This is a genomic window from Rahnella selenatireducens (assembly GCF_046449555.1).
In the GTDB taxonomy this organism is placed as follows: domain Bacteria; phylum Pseudomonadota; class Gammaproteobacteria; order Enterobacterales; family Enterobacteriaceae; genus Rahnella; species Rahnella selenatireducens.
Map to the genome: position 1 here is coordinate 64,111 of NZ_JBKEZJ010000015.1, position 17,486 is coordinate 81,596.

At 49.2% G+C, this 17,486-nt stretch carries 15 protein-coding genes; 6 read left to right on the plus strand and 9 right to left on the minus strand.

All coding sequences use genetic code 11. From position 1 onward, the window contains the following. Positions 1-2: 2 nt before the first annotated feature. Together yihX and typA are read right to left on the minus strand one after the other, a co-directional pair. Positions 3-590 (minus strand): glucose-1-phosphatase, encoded by a 588-nt coding sequence (gene yihX, locus ACLBVC_RS20815; protein WP_410151199.1) that lies wholly within the window; start codon positions 588-590, stop codon positions 3-5. A 164-nt stretch (positions 591-754) separates the two neighbouring features. Continuing rightward, entirely contained in the window at positions 755-2,578 is a 1,824-nt protein-coding gene (gene typA, locus ACLBVC_RS20820; protein WP_152324949.1) for a ribosome-dependent GTPase TypA, read from the minus strand. 471 nt (positions 2,579-3,049) lie between these two features. Between typA and glnA the strand changes: the two genes are divergently transcribed. The 3 genes from glnA (at position 3,050) to glnG (ending at position 7,182) form a co-directional block, all read left to right on the plus strand. Beyond that, positions 3,050-4,459, plus strand: a complete 1,410-nt coding sequence (gene glnA / locus ACLBVC_RS20825; RefSeq protein WP_101079951.1) for a glutamate--ammonia ligase — start codon at positions 3,050-3,052, stop codon at positions 4,457-4,459. Between the two features lie 253 nt (positions 4,460-4,712). After that, positions 4,713-5,762: a nitrogen regulation protein NR(II) gene (gene glnL / locus ACLBVC_RS20830; protein ID WP_410151200.1), complete on the plus strand. Its 1,050-nt coding sequence runs from the start codon at positions 4,713-4,715 to the stop codon at positions 5,760-5,762. A gap of 7 nt (positions 5,763-5,769) precedes the next feature. Next, on the plus strand, positions 5,770-7,182 hold the full coding sequence (gene glnG, locus ACLBVC_RS20835; RefSeq protein WP_101079953.1) for a nitrogen regulation protein NR(I): 1,413 nt from the start codon (positions 5,770-5,772) through the stop codon (positions 7,180-7,182). A 60-nt stretch (positions 7,183-7,242) separates the two neighbouring features. Here the strand turns inward: glnG and hemN are convergent, their stop codons facing one another. Both hemN and yihI read right to left on the minus strand, forming a co-directional pair. Next, complete coding sequence (gene hemN / locus ACLBVC_RS20840) at positions 7,243-8,616, minus strand: oxygen-independent coproporphyrinogen III oxidase (RefSeq protein ID WP_410151201.1); 1,374 nt, start codon at positions 8,614-8,616, stop codon at positions 7,243-7,245. A gap of 188 nt (positions 8,617-8,804) precedes the next feature. Next, the gene (yihI, locus tag ACLBVC_RS20845; RefSeq protein WP_410151202.1) at positions 8,805-9,356 is read right to left on the minus strand and encodes a Der GTPase-activating protein YihI; all 552 of its coding nucleotides are present in this window, start codon (positions 9,354-9,356) and stop codon (positions 8,805-8,807) included. A gap of 579 nt (positions 9,357-9,935) precedes the next feature. On the opposite strand from yihI, the gene yihA reads away from it, so the two are divergent. After that, on the plus strand, positions 9,936-10,580 hold the full coding sequence (gene yihA, locus ACLBVC_RS20850) for a ribosome biogenesis GTP-binding protein YihA/YsxC (protein WP_410151203.1): 645 nt from the start codon (positions 9,936-9,938) through the stop codon (positions 10,578-10,580). A gap of 164 nt (positions 10,581-10,744) precedes the next feature. Here the strand turns inward: yihA and ACLBVC_RS24855 are convergent, their stop codons facing one another. The 5 genes from ACLBVC_RS24855 to ACLBVC_RS20870 form a co-directional block, all read right to left on the minus strand. Continuing rightward, the gene (locus tag ACLBVC_RS24855; RefSeq protein WP_071892919.1) at positions 10,745-10,792 is read right to left on the minus strand and encodes a spot 42 RNA, inhibition of DNA synthesis; all 48 of its coding nucleotides are present in this window, start codon (positions 10,790-10,792) and stop codon (positions 10,745-10,747) included. A 180-nt stretch (positions 10,793-10,972) separates the two neighbouring features. Continuing rightward, on the minus strand, positions 10,973-13,777 hold the full coding sequence (gene polA / locus ACLBVC_RS20855; RefSeq protein WP_410151204.1) for a DNA polymerase I: 2,805 nt from the start codon (positions 13,775-13,777) through the stop codon (positions 10,973-10,975). Between the two features lie 389 nt (positions 13,778-14,166). Continuing rightward, complete coding sequence (dsbA, locus tag ACLBVC_RS20860) at positions 14,167-14,790, minus strand: thiol:disulfide interchange protein DsbA (RefSeq protein ID WP_101079959.1); 624 nt, start codon at positions 14,788-14,790, stop codon at positions 14,167-14,169. Positions 14,791-14,836: 46 nt separating this feature from the next. Next, positions 14,837-15,823 (minus strand): serine/threonine protein kinase, encoded by a 987-nt coding sequence (locus tag ACLBVC_RS20865; protein ID WP_410151205.1) that lies wholly within the window; start codon positions 15,821-15,823, stop codon positions 14,837-14,839. Positions 15,824-15,916: 93 nt separating this feature from the next. After that, positions 15,917-16,186 (minus strand): YihD family protein, encoded by a 270-nt coding sequence (locus ACLBVC_RS20870; protein ID WP_410151206.1) that lies wholly within the window; start codon positions 16,184-16,186, stop codon positions 15,917-15,919. A gap of 151 nt (positions 16,187-16,337) precedes the next feature. On the opposite strand from ACLBVC_RS20870, the gene mobA reads away from it, so the two are divergent. Continuing rightward, positions 16,338-16,925, plus strand: a complete 588-nt coding sequence (gene mobA / locus ACLBVC_RS20875; RefSeq protein WP_410151207.1) for a molybdenum cofactor guanylyltransferase MobA — start codon at positions 16,338-16,340, stop codon at positions 16,923-16,925. Next, a complete protein-coding gene (gene mobB, locus ACLBVC_RS20880; protein ID WP_410151208.1) occupies positions 16,922-17,452 on the plus strand; it encodes a molybdopterin-guanine dinucleotide biosynthesis protein MobB in 531 nt (176 codons plus the stop codon). Before mobA ends, mobB begins: the two co-directional genes overlap by 4 nt. The last annotated feature ends 34 nt before the right edge of the window (positions 17,453-17,486 follow it).

Consider the following 17,486-nt stretch of genomic DNA (forward strand, 5'->3'; position numbering starts at 1 on the left):
CTTCAGGAAAAGTATTTTGGTACGGTTTGATTGTCTTCCACCCACACGGCTTCGATTCCGGCCGCACGGGCAGCTTCAATGTTTTCTGCAACATCATCAAAGAATACCGCCTCGCTCGCGCTGAAACCTTCTTTTTCAAGCACATGGTGAAAAATTTCCGGCTCGGGTTTACGCATGCCCAAATTTTGCGAGAGGTACATAGCGTCGGTATTGGCTTCTATTTCAGGATAGTGATGCGGCCAGAAATCCAGATGCAGGCGGTTAGTATTCGACAATACAACAACGCGATGGCCTTCTTCGCGAAGCTTTTTGAATACCGTGATCACCTCAGGCCTCAACCCGACGAAGATGGCTTGCCAGCCCGCGCTGAACTGCTCGAAACTGAGCGCAATGCCCATTTCATGGCATAAGTCGGCGGCAAACTGTTCATCGCTGATTTCGCCACGCTCGTGCTTCTGGAACACTTCGCCCATCGAAAATCGCTCCGTCAGCGTGGCCAGCGGCGTACCGCTCAGATGGCTCCACACGCCAAGAACACGTTTGAAATCAATATCAATAATGACGTTTCCCATATCAAAAATGTACAGCATTGCACGCTCCTGATTTCAAAGATGACTTTTAACTTTAGCGGTAAAACGTACAGGTGAACAGTGACAGATGCGTGGGGTTTAGCGCAGGTTTGGAAAAAAAACACAAAAAAAACAGGGTACCCAAAGGCACCCTGTTTCTGTGTAACGGCTTGCGTAAAAGAAGATTAACCTTCTTTTGGACCACGCATTGCACGTTTACGGTCGTTCTCGGTCAGGTGACGTTTACGGATACGTACAGACTGAGGAGTTACTTCGACCAGTTCGTCATCATCGATGAATTCCAGAGCTTGCTCCAGAGACATTTTGATAGCAGGAACCAGAGTCGTTGCTTCGTCAGTACCAGACGCACGCATGTTGGTCAGTTTCTTACCGGTCAGGCAGTTCACAGTCAGGTCGTTAGAACGTGAGTGAATACCAATGATCTGGCCTTCATACACTTCTGCGCCGTGGCCCAGGAACAATTTACCGCGGTCTTGCAGGCTGAACAGTGCGAACGCAACTGCTTTACCCTGACCGTTGGAAATCAGAACGCCGTTCTGACGCTGACCGATTTCGCCCTGACGGACGTCATCGTAGTGGCTGAACGTGGAGTACAGCAGACCGGTACCTGAAGTCATGGTCATGAATTCAGTACGGAAGCCGATCAGGCCACGTGCTGGGATCAGGTAATCAAGACGGATACGACCTTTGCCGTCTGGAATCATGTCTTTGACATCGCCTTTACGCTCACCCATGGCCTGCATTACAGAACCCTGGTGTTGCTCTTCGATATCCAGTGTCACGTTCTCGAATGGCTCTTGCATGCGGCCATCGATTTTACGGTTGATTACTTTAGGACGGGAAACCGCCAGCTCGAAACCTTCACGACGCATGTTTTCGATCAGAACCGACAGGTGAAGTTCACCACGGCCTGAAACACGGAATGCATCAGCATCTTCAGTTTCTTCAACACGCAATGCTACGTTGTGCACCAGTTCTTTGTTCAGGCGGTCAAGGATCTGACGTGAAGTCACATATTTACCTTCTTTACCACAGAACGGAGAGGTGTTAACGCAGAAGTACATGGTAACGGTTGGTTCATCAACGCTCAGCGCTGGCAGAGCTTCAACATTTGCCGGGTCACAGATAGTGTCGGAAATGTTCAGCTCACCCAAACCGGTGATCGCGATGATGTCGCCAGCTTCAGCAACGGTCGCTTCGATACGCTCAAGGCCCATGTGGGTCAGAACTTTACCGACTTTACCGTTACGGGTTTTACCTTCGCTGTCGATCACAGTGATCTGCTGGTTAGGCTTAACAGTACCGCGTTTGATACGACCAATGCCGATGACGCCAACATAGTTGTTGTAGTCCAGCTGAGAGATTTGCATCTGGAAAGGTGCTTCCATCTCAACTTGTGGCGGAGATACGTGGTCAACAATCGCCTGGTACAGCGGGGTCATGTCTTCGGCCATATCGTTATGGTCGTTACCCGCGATACCCATCAGTGCAGATGCATAGATGATTGGGAAATCGAGTTGTTCGTCAGTTGCGTCCAGGTTTACGAACAGGTCGAAGACCTGATCAACAACCCAGTCAGGACGCGCGCCAGGGCGATCAACTTTGTTGATTACCACGATCGGCTTCAGACCATTAGCGAATGCTTTTTTGGTCACGAAACGGGTTTGCGGCATTGGGCCATCCATTGCATCCACAACCAGCAGCACCGAGTCGACCATTGACATCACACGCTCTACCTCACCGCCAAAGTCGGCGTGTCCTGGGGTATCCACGATGTTGATGCGGTAGTCTTTCCAATTAATGGCGGTGTTTTTTGCGAGGATGGTAATCCCACGCTCTTTCTCCAAATCGTTGGAGTCCATTACGCGTTCGGTGGCTTCTACACGTTCTCCGAAAGTACCGGATTGTTGCAGCAGCTTGTCGACCAGGGTGGTTTTACCATGGTCAACGTGGGCAATAATGGCGATGTTACGCAAATTTTCGATCACAGCTTTGCCTCAGGCATTAGAAATAGCGCGCTATTGTACACGTATTAAGCGAGGTTCTAAACAAGATCACAAGGATCTTGTTGAAACAACTTGTGGATGGCTACTTTGTGATCCCTTTCACGGTGCAAAAGAACCCCTGAACCATTATGACGCACCTTTTTGGTGCCTTGCATCTCACGATTAGCACCATTGTAGTGCATAAATTCCGTTATGGTGCATACTTATTGAGTGCAAAAGCCCTGTAAAATGGCGTTGTTTGCATTTTCTCAAAGTTGGCACACTTTTCGCTAATAGTTTTTAGAGTAAAAATTTTTTAGGGTAAAAAGTTTTTACTGGGTGAAAGAGTCTGACCAGACAAATAATAGTGCTGTTTAGGCCACACGCCAGTTCATGTAAAGCTGTTATTTCCAACTAAAGACCAAAAATGGTTATTCGTTCCACGACGATAATGAGAAATTCGGGAGAACTAGTATGTCCGCTGAACACGTTTTGACGATGCTGAATGAGCATGAAGTGAAATTCGTAGATTTGCGTTTCACTGACACCAAGGGCAAAGAACAGCACGTCACCATTCCAGCGCACCAGGTTAGCGCTGACTTCTTCGAAGAAGGCAAAATGTTTGATGGTTCATCAATCGGTGGCTGGAAAGGCATTAACGAATCTGACATGGTTCTGATGCCAGACGCGAGCACTGCTGTTCTTGACCCATTCTACGAAGAAACCACGCTGATCATTCGCTGCGATATCCTTGAGCCAACAACGCTGCAAGGTTATGACCGCGACCCACGCTCTACCGCAAAACGTGCAGAAGACTTCCTGCGTTCTTCCGGTATCGCGGACACCGTCCTGTTCGGGCCAGAACCAGAATTCTTCCTGTTTGATGATGTGCGTTTCGGCAGCAGCATCTCCGGTTCCCACGTTGCTATCGATGATATCGAAGGCGCATGGAACTCAAGCACCAAATACGAAGGCGGCAACAAAGGCCACCGTCCTGCAGTTAAAGGCGGTTACTTCCCGGTTCCTCCGGTCGACTCCTCTCAGGATCTGCGTTCTACCATGTGTCTGACCATGGAAGAAATGGGTCTGGTTGTTGAAGCTCACCACCACGAAGTAGCCACTGCTGGCCAGAACGAAGTGGCTACACGCTTCAATACGCTGACCAAAAAAGCTGACGAAATCCAAATCTACAAATACGTGGTTCACAACGTGGCTCACGCATTTGGCAAAACTGCGACCTTCATGCCAAAACCAATGTTTGGCGATAACGGTTCCGGTATGCACTGCCACATGTCTCTGTCTAAGAACGGTAACAACCTGTTCTCTGGCGACAAATACGGCGGCCTGTCAGAAATGGCACTGTTCTACATCGGCGGTATCATCAAGCACGCTAAAGCCATCAATGCCTACGCTAACCCGACTACCAACTCCTACAAGCGTTTGGTCCCGGGCTACGAAGCACCCGTGATGCTGGCGTATTCTGCACGTAACCGTTCTGCCTCTATCCGTATTCCACACGTATCCAGCCCTAAAGCCATGCGTATCGAAGCACGCTTCCCTGATCCAGCAGCTAACCCATACCTGGCGTTTGCTGCACTGATGATGGCTGGCCTGGACGGTATCATCAATAAGATCCACCCTGGCGACGCGATGGATAAAAACCTGTATGACCTGCCACCGGAAGAAGAAGCAGAAATTCCAAAAGTTGCAGGTTCACTGGAAGAAGCCCTGAACGCACTGAACGAAGACCGCGAGTTCCTGACCCGTGGCGGCGTGTTCACTGACGACGCTATCGATGCTTACATCGGTCTGCGTAAAGAAGAAATGGACCGTGTGCGTATGACTCCGCACCCGGTTGAGTTCGAACTGTACTACAGCGTTTAATTTCTCATTAAACCCTGAAATCAGCGCCCGCTATTGGCTGGCGCTGAGTGTAATACCCGACTGATGGCCTGGTTGTCACAAAGCCTTCAGCGTCAAAATTAAGTAAGACGATTTTATTTGTTGCCGTGGAAACTTTCAGCCCATCTCCGGATGGGCTTTTTTCTCGACACTCTTTCCTGCTTAACCCCCTCTGGCCCGTGATTTCGCCGGGTACCGAGATAAAATGCACCAATCAGGTGCGGGAGACTGCGGTATGGCAACTGGCAAGCTGCCCGATGCTGGGCAGATCCTGAATTCCTTAATCAACAGCGTTCTGTTGTTGGACGACGATTTGGCTGTGCATTATGCCAATCCGGCCGCTCAGCAGTTACTGGCTCAAAGTTCCCGCAAACTCTTTGGCACCCCTTTGCCGGAACTGGTGGGATATTTTTCGCTTAACATTGACTTAATGCGTGAAAGTCTGACAGCCGGACAGGGCTTTACAGACAGCGAAGTGACCCTGGTTGTCGATGGGCGCGCACATGTTCTTTCACTGACCGCGCAGATGCTGCCGGAAGGTTTCATTCTGGTCGAACTGGCGCCGATGGATAACCAGCGACGTCTGAGTCAGGAACAATTGCAGCATGCTCAACAGGTTGCTGCACGTGATTTGATCCGTGGCCTGGCCCATGAAATTAAAAATCCGCTTGGTGGGCTGCGTGGTGCCGCCCAGTTGTTATCCAGAGCACTGCCCGATCCGGCTCTGCTGGAATACACCAAAGTCATTATCGAGCAGGCCGATCGTCTGCGTAATCTGGTTGATCGCCTGCTGGGGCCACAACGCCCAAGCCAGCACATCACACAAAGCATTCATCAGGTTGCCGAGCGTGTTTGCCAGCTGGTGTCGATGGAAAAACCGGATAACGTTCAGCTGGTCAGAGACTATGACCCGAGCCTGCCAGAACTGGCGCACGATCCTGATCAGATAGAACAGATTTTGCTGAACATCACCCGCAACGCTTTGCAGGCGCTCGGGGATGAAGGCGGCACAATTACTTTGCGCACACGCACGGCTTTCCAAATTACGTTACACGGCGTGCGTTATCGTCTGGTGGCCCGTATCGATATTGAAGATGACGGCCCCGGCGTACCGGCGCATTTGCAGGACACCCTTTTTTACCCCATGGTCAGTGGCCGCGAAGGGGGCACCGGTTTGGGCCTCTCTATTGCGCGCAGTTTGATTGATCAGCATTCGGGTAAAGTTGAATTTAACAGTTGGCCAGGACACACCGAATTCTCGGTTTTCCTGCCTATTCGCCAGTGAGGTTCTTATGCAACGAGGGATAGTCTGGATCGTCGATGACGATAGCTCCATCCGCTGGGTACTTGAACGCGCGCTCACTGGAGCCGGTTTAACCTGCACAACGTTTGACAGCGGCAATGAAGTGCTTGATGCCATTGCGACTCAAACCCCTGACGTTTTATTATCAGATATCCGCATGCCCGGCATGGACGGTTTAGCGTTGTTAAAACAGATTAAACAGCGCCATCCGATGCTTCCGGTCATCATAATGACAGCGCATTCCGATCTGGATGCCGCGGTCAGCGCCTATCAGCAAGGTGCATTTGATTATCTGCCAAAACCGTTCGACATCGACGAAGCCGTTGCGCTTGTCGAGCGTGCGATCAGTCATTATCAGGAACAACAACAACCGGCGCGCAGCCAGCCTGCCAGTGGCCCGACAGCTGATATTATTGGTGAAGCGCCAGCTATGCAGGACGTATTCCGCATTATTGGCCGGTTATCACGCTCTTCAATCAGTGTGCTGATTAACGGGGAATCCGGTACCGGTAAAGAGCTGGTCGCCCATGCTTTGCACCGTCACAGCCCGCGCGCCAAAGCGCCGTTTATTGCGCTCAATATGGCGGCGATCCCGAAAGACCTGATTGAGTCCGAATTATTCGGCCACGAGAAAGGTGCATTTACCGGGGCGAATACCATCCGTCAGGGTCGTTTTGAGCAGGCCGATAACGGCACACTGTTCCTGGACGAAATCGGTGATATGCCGCTGGATGTTCAAACCCGCTTGCTGCGCGTGCTGGCTGACGGGCAGTTCTATCGTGTTGGCGGCTACGCGCCGGTAAAAGTGGATGTCAGGATTATCGCGGCCACCCACCAGAATCTGGAATTGCGGGTTCAGGAAGGCAAATTCCGTGAGGACTTATTCCATCGTCTGAACGTGATTCGCGTCCACCTGCCTCCGCTGCGTGAACGCCGCGAAGACATTCCGCGTCTGGCGCGTTATTTCCTGCAGGTTGCAGCGAAAGAGCTGGGTGTGGAAGCCAAAAATCTTCATCCTGAAACTGAAACGGCGCTCACACGTCTGCCATGGCAAGGGAACGTGCGCCAGCTGGAAAACACCTGTCGCTGGCTAACCGTCATGGCCGCCGGTCAGGAAGTGTTGATTCAGGATTTACCGAGTGAATTGTTTGAAACGACAGCGCCAGAGACGGGTGGGCAAAGCCTGCCGGACAGCTGGGCAACGCTGCTGGCACAATGGGCCGATCGCGCCCTGCGTTCCGGTCATCAAAACCTGTTGTCAGAAGCACAGCCGGAGATGGAGCGTACGCTGCTGACTACGGCGCTGCGCCATACTCAGGGGCATAAACAGGAAGCGGCACGTTTACTGGGCTGGGGGCGAAATACCCTGACCCGTAAACTGAAAGAACTCGGTATGGAATAACGTCATTGCCAGAAAGCAAAACAGCCGCAAATGCGGCTGTTTTTGTTTGTGCAGCGAGCGTCAGATAACGCGGGAAAATTGCTGCTGGCGAACCTGGCGGCGCAGGTAAATATCAAAACACATGCAGATGTTGCGGATCAGCAGACGGCCGCGCGGCGTGACCTGAATGTGATTTTCGCTGACGTCCACCAGACCGTCTTTAACCAGCGGCTCCAGCAAGGCCAGATCATCGGCAAAGTAATCCGTAAACTGAATCCCGTAGCGTTTCTCAATATCGGCAAAATCCAGTTCGAAGTGACAGATCAGCGCTTTGATTACGTCGCGGCGCAGGCAGTCGTCATCGGTCATTTCCAGACCCCGCCACAGCGCATTTCCTTCCGCTTCTACGCGGGCGTAATAGGTTTTCAGGTCTTTTTCATTCTGCGCATAGGTGTCGCCCAGCATGCTGATCGCCGAAACACCCATGCCTAACAAATCGCTGTCACCCTGTGTGGTGTAGCCCTGAAAATTACGATGCAACTTCCCTTCACGCTGCGCCACAGCCAATTCATCATCCGGGCGGGCAAAGTGATCCATACCGATAAAGCGGTATCCGGAATCCGTCAGTGAAGCGATGGTTTCCTGCAGGATTTTCAGTTTTTCTTCGGCACCGGGTAAATCGGCATCTTTGATTTTGCGCTGCGCAGCGAATAATTTCGGCATATGCGCGTAGTTGAAGACGCTCAGACGATCGGGGTTCAGCTGCGCTACGCGTTTCAGCGTATACGCAAAGCTTTCCGCGGTTTGTTTCGGCAGACCGTAAATGAGATCGATATTGGTGGAGTTGAAACCCAGCGCACGCGCCCGTTCAATCAGCGCAAAAATGAAGTCTTCGTCCTGCTCGCGGTTCACCAGACGTTGCACTTCTTTATTGAAATCCTGCACGCCCATGCTCAGACGATTAAAACCTTCGCTGCGCAGATGATCGAGAACATCCAGCTCTATTTCACGCGGATCCACTTCCAGCGACATCTCGGCGTCGGGCAGGATATCGAAGTATGCCCGCAGAAGGCCCATCAGCCGACTTATCTGCGCTTTATTCAGGTAAGTCGGAGTGCCACCGCCCCAGTGCAGCTGGCTGACCTGACGGCCTTTAAAGAGCGGCGCACGGTGGCTGATCTCTTTCTCAAGGACGTTAAGGTATTCTTCGGCTTTATGCTGCTGGCGGGTCACCAGTTTATTGCAGCCACAGAAATAGCAGAGCTTATGGCAGAAAGGAATGTGCACATACAGCGAAAGGGAACGCTCAGGATAACGCACCGCCGCCTTTTTAAAGGCCGCATCATCGTAGCTTTCGCTGAATTCAAGTGCTGTTGGGTAGGATGTATAACGTGGACCTGAATAATTGTACTTCTGGATCAACGCTAAATCCCAGACGGTTGTCTGTTCTGACATGGGGTGACTTACTCCTTCCGGCGTCGGATGCTGCCGGTTCGCCTTACAGGCAGGCTCTGGGCCTGCCGTGCAAAGGTCGCTCTGCGCAAACGTGCTTTGGTTTTCGATAACCGCCGTAGTTTACCGAATAACCAAAGTATATAACATGCAAAGAGTAAGGATATTGCCGGGATGACCCAGCGCATGACTTAGAAACCGTCTTTTGGATTTCCGCGCTTAAGCAATTGCATCATGTCTTCGTTCTTCTCTTCTTCTTCGTCATCTTCATCATCGCCGAGTTCAATGCCGAGAATTTCCATCAGAACATCAATGCGATCCAGCGTCTGATCAACATAAGCCTGATCTTCTGCGCTGAGTGCTTTGCCATCGTCGATAAGATCCAGAAGTGAATCCAGACGCTCATCATTTTCCAGCAACGTCAGCTCTTCTTGCGGTGACATTTTTGGTTTTGCATCTTGCTTCGGCTGAGCCGCTTTTTTAGCTTTTGCCGCATTATTCGTCACTGTCTCAACGATTAATGGCACCGCTTTCTTACTGCCGATACGCGGATCAGTATTCTTCGCACCAGAACCGCTCTGATTCTGAGCCGCATCCGGGTTAGCGCGTGAGCCTGCTTTGTGACCACGACGCTTGTTATCACGCTTGCGTTGACGCGCTTCGATATCAAGCTCGACGCGATTTTTCTTCTTCGTTTTACTTGTCGCGGTATTGGCGCGCGGGGCTTTCGCTGGCTGTTTCATGGCATCTGCTCTTAGGTGTGTACATTTAGTATAGATTTGCGGCGGAATCTAGCAGAAAGCGAACAAAGAAAAAAGGCAGCAAGGTAACCTTGCTGCCTTTTTCTTTCCTTAATCAGAAGGATATTCATGAAACACTTTCCTTGTATAGCGTCAACATCCCTGTTTTTCCTTTGCCTTTCAGAGCCTCCGGCCCCGTTTGTCCTTAAATCGCAATGCATTTCCCGTGATCCGTGAATGCAGAATTCGTCCGTGTTTCCTTGCTTGCCTTCATCGCGTAAGAATTACTTTACCCGACTGGCGCAAAGGCTCAAGATACCCGCCAGCCGCCTGTGAGGTTTCGGAAATACTCAAATCTTATCTTATTGATTACGATAACATTTAAAAAGCATGGCGATAAAACAAGCGAAATAACCCGCATCATGAATAGCAAATGTCTTACATCATGAAGGCAATTTTCCCCGCCTTCATCTCTGTGGTCCCTTCGCCTCATCATTCGGATTTCAAAAACACGAACACATCTCGGCTCTGTTGCAGTTATAATCGCCAGCCAGATACCCATGCCTCACGGAGACGCACGTTTTGACCAGCCAAACTTACAACTATCATATGACCCATTTCGTCATGAGCGCCCCGGATATCCGGCACCTGCCAGCTGACGAAGGCATTGAAGTCGCATTTGCTGGTCGTTCAAACGCCGGCAAATCCAGTGCGCTGAACACACTGACGCAGCAAAAAAGCCTCGCACGTACCAGTAAAACGCCGGGACGTACTCAACTGATCAACCTGTTCGAAGTCAAACCGGGCATCCGTCTGGTCGACTTGCCGGGTTACGGTTACGCTGAAGTGCCTGAAGAAATGAAACGCAAATGGCAGCGAGCGCTGGGTGAATATCTGCAAATGCGTAATTCGCTGAAAGGTCTGGTTGTACTGATGGATATCCGTCATCCGCTTAAGGACCTGGATCAGCAAATGATTCAGTGGGCTGTCGATGTCGGCACGCCTGTCATGTTATTGCTGACTAAAGCCGACAAACTGGCTTCTGGTGCCCGTCAGGCGCAGATCAAGATGGTTCGCGAAGCGGTAAAAGAATTTATGGGTGATATTCAGGTAGAAGCGTTCTCTTCACCGAAGAAAATGGGCGTGGATAAACTGAGCGATAAGCTGAACACCTGGTTCAGTGAAATCCCACCAGAAGTGCTGGAAGAAGAATTGTCCGGCGAATAAAGTCACCAGCCATTTTGAATGGCACGTGTAAGTAAAGAACATCATGAGGGTGACCAGCAGGTCGCCCTTTTTTATGGATTGGGCTTGAGGAAAACCTTACGCAACGCCATGAAAAACACAATAAAAAACGCCCCAGACATAAATGCCTGGGGCGGCTAAAATATTCAGCCAAATCCGATTACGTGAAGTAAAAGGTCTGAAAGATAGAACATCTTACCTCTGTACCCTACGAGAGAAACTTTACCCTATTTCCTGACGAGGAAAAAGAACTTTTTGTAGTTTACTTACACAAAAATCGTGGATTATGCGATCACCTTCAAGGTCTGAGCACATAATCCTGTAGCTTAATTACAAAAAAAGCTTAATTCCTATTCACTTAGTCAAATTATCGCTTAGTGAGCCTGATCCCAGTTTTCACCCGTGCCAACATCCACTTTTAGCGGAACTGCCAGCGTCATACTCGCTTCCATCAGATTGCGTATTTTGTCGCTTGCAGCCGCGATATCATCCTTATGCACCTCAAACACCAGCTCATCGTGTACCTGCATGATAATGCGGGCACGCGGAGCATCCGGTTGTTTCAGCCAGTCAGCAACGCTGATCATGGCACGTTTGATAATGTCCGCAGCCGTTCCCTGCATCGGGGCGTTGATTGCCGCACGCTCGGCACCTTTGCGGCGCATCGCGTTGCTGGATTTGATATCCGGCAGATACAGACGACGACCATCAAGCGTTTCAACATACCCCTGCTCAGACGCCTGCATGCGGGTGCGTTCCATATATTCGAGTACACCCGGATAGCGCTCGAAATACAAATCCATATAACGCTGAGATTCTTTTCGGGGGATGTTCAACTGACGGGATAAACCGAAAGCACTCATGCCATAAATCAGACCGAAGTTAATTGCCTTAGCGCTGCGGCGCTGTTCGCCGGAGACGCTTTCCAGTGGCGTACCGAAGACTTCTGCCGCGGTTGCACGGTGGATATCTTTACCTTCCGCAAACGCCTTCAGTAAACCTTCATCTTTGGATAAGTGCGCCATGATGCGCAGTTCAATTTGCGAGTAGTCGGCAGCCAGAATGATGTAATCTTTTGGCGCAATAAAAGCCTGACGAATACGACGGCCTTCATCATTTCTCACCGGAATGTTTTGCAGGTTGGGATCACTGGATGACAGACGACCGGTAGCCGTTACCGCCTGATGATACGAAGTGTGAACCCGTCCAGACAACGGATTGATCATTAAAGGCAGTTTGTCGGTATACGTTGATTTCAACTTAGCCAGACCACGGTATTCCAGAATGACTTTAGGCAATGGATAATCCAGGGCCAGTTCCGCCAGAACTTCCTCGTTCGTCGATGGAGCACCGCCAGGCGTTTTCTTCAGAATCGGCAATTTCTGTTTTTCGTACAAAATAGCCTGAAGCTGTTTAGTCGAAGAAAGATTGAAAGGTTCTTCCGCCAGCTCGTGCGCTTTGTTTTCCAGCTCATTTAGACGGATTGCCAGCTCTTTAGAATGTGCGGCCAAAATATTCTGATCAATCAAAACACCAGTGCGCTCGATATGCGACAAAACAGGCACCAGAGGCATTTCAATTTCTGTGAAGACTTTCTTCAGTGATTCACTTTCTTGAATACGCGGCCAGAGTGCCTGATGCAATTGGAGCGTAACATCAGCATCTTCCGCTGCATACGGCGCGGCCTGCTCCAGTGCGATCTGGTTGAAAGTCAGCTGATTCTTACCTTTCCCGGCGATCTCTTCGAAACCTACAGTTTTATGACCGAGGTAGCGATCTGCAAGGCTGTCCATATCATGACGGCCAGATACGCTGTCGAGAACATAGGATTCAAGCATCGTGTCGTAGGCTATGCCTTTCATTCCGATGTCATAGCGCAATAAGATGCCGCGATCGAATTTCAGGTTCTGTCCGACTTTCAACTGCTTCTCGTCTTCGAGCAAAGGCTTGAGTTGTTTAAGAACGTCATCGCGATCGAGTTGTACCGGCGCATCAAGATAATCATGCGCAACGGGCAGATAAGCGGCTTTGCCTGCTTCTGTCGCGAAAGACAGACCTATCAGGTTGGCCGTCAGCGTATCCAGGCCATCGGTTTCTGTATCGAAAGCGAAAACATCGGAGGCTTTAAGATAAGCAATCCATTCGTCCAAAGTCGCCTGATCCAGGATCGTGACATAACCTTCCTGAGAAAGCTGGTTTCGCTCCAGAGGCTCTGCGGAGGTTACCTTAGACGCTTCTGTATTCTTTTTCGATGCGGCAGCGGCTTTTACTGCAGGTTTTTTGCCACTCAGCCAGGTACCCGATTCAACATCGGCCAGCCAGCGCTTAAATTCATAACGGCCAAAGAGCTTATGAAGCTCATCAGCATCAGGCTCTGAAACGGTCAGTTCTGCACAGGTTAAGTCGAGCTTAACGTCTGTTTTAATGGTCGCCAGCTGATATGACAGATAAGCGACGTCTTTATTTTCCGCAAGCTTAGCAGCCATGGTTTTCGAGCCACGGAAACTTAATGTCGATACCTTATCAAGATCAGCATACAACGCATCAAGGCCGCCAATTCCCTGCAGCAAAGCTTGTGCCGTTTTCTCACCAACGCCCGGCACACCCGGAATGTTATCCGAAGAATCGCCCATCAGAGCCAGGAAATCGATAATCAGTTCGGGCGGTACACCATATTTTTCAACGACTTCTTCAGGCCCAAGAATCGCATTATTCATGGTGTTAATCAGCGTAACGCCCGGAGTCACCAGCTGCGCCATATCTTTATCGCCGGTACTGATGAGAACAGCGTGACCCGCCTTTTCCGCTTCCAGTGCCAGAGTACCAATAACATCGTCAGCTTCCACACCCGAAACAACCAGCAGCGGTAAGCCCATAGCTTTGACCATCTGATGCAAAGGCTCAATTTGTGAACGCAGATCATCAGGCATCGGAGGACGATGGGATTTATACTGTTCAAAAAGTTCGTCACGGAAGGTTTTGCCTTTCGCGTCGAAAACCACGGCGACATGGCTTGGTGTGTATTGCAGCAATAAACTGCGCAACATATTAAGCACACCGTACATCGCACCTGTCGGTTCCCCCACCGAGTTAGTCAGCGGCGGGAACGCATGATAAGCGCGATAAAGGTAGGACGAACCGTCCACCAAGATTAAGGGGTTTTCTGCTATCTGGGCCATAACTCTTCTTTATTCGTGATCAGACATGTTCTAAGAATGCCATAGCCAGCCGGAAAGACGAACCTCGGGAGGAAAAATCATTGCGAACTTGCGAGGGATCTCGAAGGATCATCCTGTGGATAAGTTTGTGAATAGTTTCTACAGGAAATTATTCTCTGAACACTGCAGGAAAATATTGCAGAATTTTAACTACTGGTTTCATTAGGTTAGTGAAAGAGTGCGGAAGAACGTAGTGTAATAGAAACTTAATAGCTTTTGTGGATAGTAATATTTATTTTAAAGCATTCCAGGGAGAAGACATTTATATTTTTCGCCCGCAATGAATTCTGTTTTTTAATTTTATGAAAATATAATGCCAGCCCGAAGGCTGGCGTTGGGATCAAAACATCTTATTTTTTAGTCGATAAGAAGTTAATCACATCAGAGTATTGTTTGACGTAACTGTCCATTGAGCTGGTATCAAGCCCGTCATTTTTAACCATATATTTGCCGTTCACAAATACAGAAGGTACGCCTTGCAGACCCAGATCCGCAGCGGCTTTTTCCTGCTGAACAACCAATGATTTCACCACAAAGCTGTTAAGTGCAGCATCGTAGTCTTCGCCTTTCACACCTGCCTGAATAAATACCTTACGGATATCATCAGCATTCTGAACAGACTGTTGTTTCTGAACAGCATCAAACATCAGCGGGCTGACTTTATCCTCAACACCCAGTGCAATAGCAACAGCCCATGCCTGAGTTAATTGTTTACCCAAAGGCCCCAGGAATTCCACGTGGTATTTAGTGTATTTCACATCTTTTGGCAGGTTCTTACGGATGCTGTCTGATACATGCCAGACTTGTTCAAACTGGTAGCAGTGCGGGCAATAAAATGAGAAGAACTCGAGTACCTGTGGTTCATTAGCAACGGTTTTGTCTAAAGTAACGTATTGTGCACCATCAGAAAACTGTGCTGCAGATACACTGAAGGCCATAACCATACCAACCAGTGCCAGGAATATCTTTTTCATATAAAGCCTATCTCCATTTAATTAAACTTCGAACATTAATCGTGACTCAATACATTGGCATCAGCTGTAAAGGAGGTGCCTGTAATTTCTTAATTTGCTCGGTAAAAGCGGTTATCTGACCACGCCAAAAATCTTCGTCCTGCATCCAGGGGAAGCTTTTGGGAAATGCCGGATCTCCCCAGCGCTTCGCGACCCAGGCCAGATAGTAAACCATGCGCATAGCCCGCAGCGGCTCAATTAACGCCAGCTCGCTGGAGTCAAAATCGGCAAATTCTTCATAAGCCTCCAGAAAGGTATCTAACTGAATGCGTTGTTCGCTTTGCTCGCCATGTAACAACATCCACATGTCCTGAACAGCCGGGCCGGTGCGGGCATCATCCATATCGACAAACAACGGGCCATCACGCCAGAGAATATTCCCCGGATGGCAATCACCGTGTAACCGTATTGGCTGCCAGTCCGTATGCCAGAATTCTCGAGTCGTAAGGATCAGGCTATCACTAGCAGATAAGAAAGATTCACGCAGGCTGGCAGGGATAAGGTTACATTGCGCGAGAACTTCACGCGGCTGTGTTAGATACTCATCTAATCCTATCGTCGGGCGAACTTTGAACGGGCTCTGACTGCCGACCTGATGAATGCGACCAAGGAAACGGCCCACCCATTCCAGCTGGTCAAGATTATCGATTTCATACTGACGACCGCCCACGCTGGGAAACACAGTAAACAGGTAACCCTGATGGCGATGGAGAGTATCTTTATTGATAGAAAGAGGTGCGACAGCCGGTATTTCAGCATCAGCCATATCAAGCGAAAAACGATGTTCTTCGTAAATTTGCTCTTCGCTCCAGCGTTCCGGGCGGTAGAATTTCACGACGTAACGTTTTCGGTCTTCACCAAGAAATTGGTAAACCCGATTCTCATAGCTATTCAATGCAGTGAGGCCGGACTCAGCAATAAGACCGACACTCTCTAAAGCATCAAGGATAAGATCCGGCGACAATGCCTGAAAATTAAATGCTGAATTGTTCATGACTTCATTCGGATTTGGCCGCACAGAAAAATGACAATGGGAAATAGTATCATCTATTTTTAGCGGCACGCATGAAGTTCACATAAGTTTACATCAATCTTTAATCACACCACGGGCACGTAAAAGAGCGGTTTTAAAGTCGTCTTCATAGTCTTTCTTGAGCCCCGGGATTTCCGCTGTGCTATCAGTACCACGCATTTTAAGGTGATAAATCAAGGTGTCATCGCTTAGTTCACCCAACGGCCCCTGATAACCACATTCAGTTGCCAGTTTCTGAATAAACTCCATCAGGTTCAGATCACTGTCTTCTTTCCATGCCGGATGTAGTAATTCAATCAACTCGTTTACGCGATGTTCTTTCATGGTATTTCTCTCTATTGGCTTACAGACCCTAAAAATAACAGGGTTATTTCTTTTGGGGAAGAGCCAGCTTGCAGAGTAAAAGTTAAACCTGCCCGCTCTTATCGTTAGACGTTACAATTATCAGAATACAGATTTCCCGACAGGAAAAATTATGAACCGCAGTGACATTACCGGCGTTATTTTGGCAGGTGGCCGGTCAACGAGAATGGGTGAAGATAAAGGGTTGGTGGAAGTCAACGGACGACCTTTATTTGAACATATTGCCGAGAAGTTACGACCACAGGTCAGCGAAATTCTGATCAGCTGTAACCGGAACAACGAACGATATGGAAGAAACTTTCATACAGTCCCAGATCTGACACCCGACTTTTCAGGCCCACTGGCAGGCATGCTTGCTGGATTGTCCGCGAGTAAAACCGAGTGGGTTTTATTTGTCCCCTGCGATGTTCCCGCTTTCCCAGACAATCTTGCTGAAACATTGAAGGCTAAAACTGACGGGCAACCGGCCGTTTATGCACGCGATCCTGAAAGATCACATCCGACACTTTGCCTGCTGAATCGAAAAATTATGCCTGCGCTTGAATCTTATCTGGGAAATGGTGATAGAAAGCTGATGATTTTCTTCGAAAAAATCGGTACCCAAACAGCTCTTTTCCAGGATCCGGCAGATTTTTCAAACCTCAACACGCCTGAGGATGTTGAACTTTGGAAGGCTAACCAGAGAGATCGCAAACGATGAAAAGCACACAGATCCCTTTACTTGGAATCGCCGCATACAGCGGAACAGGTAAGACGACGTTGCTTAAACAGCTCATCCCTTATCTACGTTCGCGTGGTATCCGGACAGGCCTGATAAAGCATACGCATCATGATGTTGATGTAGATACTCCAGGAAAGGATAGTTTTGAACTGCGCAAAGCTGGCGCTGAGCAGACGATGGTCGCCAGCAATAACAGATGGGCACTTATGACGGAGACTCCTCAGCAAAATCAGCCTGATCTTCACTATCTGGCCAGCCGCTTTGACGGGAATAATCTGGATATGATTTTAGTGGAGGGATTCAAGCATGAAGAAATTGAAAAGATTGCCCTTCATAGAGAAAAAACTGGAAGACCCCTGAATAAATTAATCGACGATCAGGTGATTGCTGTTGCTTCTGATCTAACTCCAGTCCCCACTTTTGACGGCATAACAGTTTTAGATCTGAATAACACCGATAAAATTGGCGATTTTATTGTCGAATGGTTGGAAAAGAAGAGAGGATAGGCACGAAAGTGACCTTTTTGCTCCTTCAATGTTT

What these genes read in the sequence shown, in the direction of transcription:
- ACLBVC_RS20865 (WP_410151205.1), bottom strand. Translation starts at nt 15,823, where the DNA reads ATGAACAATTCAGCATTTAATTTTCAGGCATTGTCGCCGGATCTTATC.
- mobB (WP_410151208.1), top strand. Translation starts at nt 16,922, where the DNA reads ATGAAAAGCACACAGATCCCTTTACTTGGAATCGCCGCATACAGCGGA.
- polA (WP_410151204.1), bottom strand. Translation starts at nt 13,777, where the DNA reads ATGGCCCAGATAGCAGAAAACCCCTTAATCTTGGTGGACGGTTCGTCC.
- glnG (WP_101079953.1), top strand. Translation starts at nt 5,770, where the DNA reads ATGCAACGAGGGATAGTCTGGATCGTCGATGACGATAGCTCCATCCGC.
- ACLBVC_RS20870 (WP_410151206.1), bottom strand. Translation starts at nt 16,186, where the DNA reads ATGAAAGAACATCGCGTAAACGAGTTGATTGAATTACTACATCCGGCA.
- yihX (WP_410151199.1), bottom strand. Translation starts at nt 590, where the DNA reads ATGCTGTACATTTTTGATATGGGAAACGTCATTATTGATATTGATTTC.
- glnA (WP_101079951.1), top strand. Translation starts at nt 3,050, where the DNA reads ATGTCCGCTGAACACGTTTTGACGATGCTGAATGAGCATGAAGTGAAA.
- glnL (WP_410151200.1), top strand. Translation starts at nt 4,713, where the DNA reads ATGGCAACTGGCAAGCTGCCCGATGCTGGGCAGATCCTGAATTCCTTA.
- dsbA (WP_101079959.1), bottom strand. Translation starts at nt 14,790, where the DNA reads ATGAAAAAGATATTCCTGGCACTGGTTGGTATGGTTATGGCCTTCAGT.
- yihI (WP_410151202.1), bottom strand. Translation starts at nt 9,356, where the DNA reads ATGAAACAGCCAGCGAAAGCCCCGCGCGCCAATACCGCGACAAGTAAA.
- hemN (WP_410151201.1), bottom strand. Translation starts at nt 8,616, where the DNA reads ATGTCAGAACAGACAACCGTCTGGGATTTAGCGTTGATCCAGAAGTAC.
- mobA (WP_410151207.1), top strand. Translation starts at nt 16,338, where the DNA reads ATGAACCGCAGTGACATTACCGGCGTTATTTTGGCAGGTGGCCGGTCA.